This window comes from Bradyrhizobium sp. 2TAF36 (genome assembly GCF_052114925.1).
GTDB classification, from domain to species: domain Bacteria; phylum Pseudomonadota; class Alphaproteobacteria; order Rhizobiales; family Xanthobacteraceae; genus Bradyrhizobium; species Bradyrhizobium barranii.
On record NZ_JBFRFR010000230.1, the window covers coordinates 1 to 1,414 of the forward strand.

At 58.6% G+C, this 1,414-nt stretch carries 1 protein-coding gene; it reads right to left on the minus strand.

Annotated features, from left to right (window positions below):
* Positions 1-338: 338 nt before the first annotated feature.
* Positions 339-1,367 carry an IS110 family transposase gene (locus AB4Z51_RS44900; RefSeq protein WP_441499764.1) on the minus strand — a complete coding sequence of 343 codons (1,029 nt, stop codon included), beginning with the start codon at positions 1,365-1,367 and terminating at the stop codon, positions 339-341.
* Positions 1,368-1,414: the final 47 nt, after the last annotated feature.

Here is a 1,414-nt window from a genome sequence, read left to right on the forward strand (position 1 = left end):
ATTCTTCCTCTCTCCAGTGACACGCCGGTAGCGATTGCTCCGTCGGAGCTGGTCAGGTTGCGGAGACGGAGCGATCGCGGATGGCGAGACGATTGCCTAGCGGGATTGGCAATCGACGTCGTTGGCGGCTTCAGCGGGTTGGGTTGATGTCGTAGCTGGGGTCATGGTCCTTTCCGAGGTCGCGAGCGCCTCATGATGATGTCCGGATCGGGCGCCTCAACGTTTGCAGCGGAGTGCGGGCGAACCGCCACCAGCCGATTGACCGAGGTCACCACGACCACCGTCCCAGCGGGACATCGCCAGTCCGGCGGACCGGACCAGGAACTTGCGAGCAAATATCAGATTGGCTTCGGCTGGCCCCAGTCGAACGATGTGCCATCGACCCAGATGCAGTGGAGAATCACGGCGATCTTTCGGGCGATGGCGACCTTTGCCTTCTTCATGCCGATCCGCTTGGCGAGCTTCATGCCCCAGGCCTTTAGGGAAGACCACTTTTTGGTTCGATAAAGAAGGACAGTGGCGGCCTCGAACAAGTAAGTTCGGAGAAGCCGGTCGCCCCATCGAGATATCTTTCCGTTGGTGTCGGYTTCGCCGGATTGGCTGCGCCTCGGCGTAAGGCCTAGGTAGGCGCCGACCGTCGAAGCCGATCGGAAGCGCGAGGGGTCATCGATCGTGTGGCGGAACGTTAGGGCCGTCACGACACCGACCCCCGGGACCGTCATCAGGCGACGCGTCGTCTCGTCCAGCTTTGCCAACCGGCGGACCTCGTTGTCGAACTTACCTTGTTGCTGACAAACGTTCTCGTGGATCGAGAGCAGCGGCGATMTCACGCTGAGAAGCAAATGATCGACGCCCAAGAGTTCGCTGACCTGGTTGCGGAACTGTTGGCCGATCGCGCGAGGGAAAAGCAATCCACATTCCTTGATCAAGCTGCGAACCTGGTTCTCGATGTCTCGGCGCATGGACACTAGCCGAGATCTGGCGACAAGGATCGCTCGGATCTTCTGGCTTTCCTCACTTTTGACTTTGACCTCTCGATACCATCCAACCCGCACCAGTTCGGCAAGGCCTCGCGCATCATTCTGATCGCTCTTGTTCATTCGGACCGACAAAGCTGCGTGCGCATGCCGAGCGTCGATGCAGACCACCGGAAGCTCAACCCTGCGGAGTTCATGCCATAGCCAACTCGCCATCGCACCGGTCTCGAAGCCGATACGCTCGGCATGAGGCGCATGTTTGCTAAGCAGGTCAGTCAAGACACCAGGATTAGACTTGGCTTTTCCTTCGAAGATTACTTGACCAGTCTCGTTGACAACGCACACAGCGGTTTCTCTCTGTGAGACGTCCAGCCCGACGTACTGCTTCATGGGAGCTCCTTCGAATCATTTGATTGCGAGGGCTCAACGATAACGGA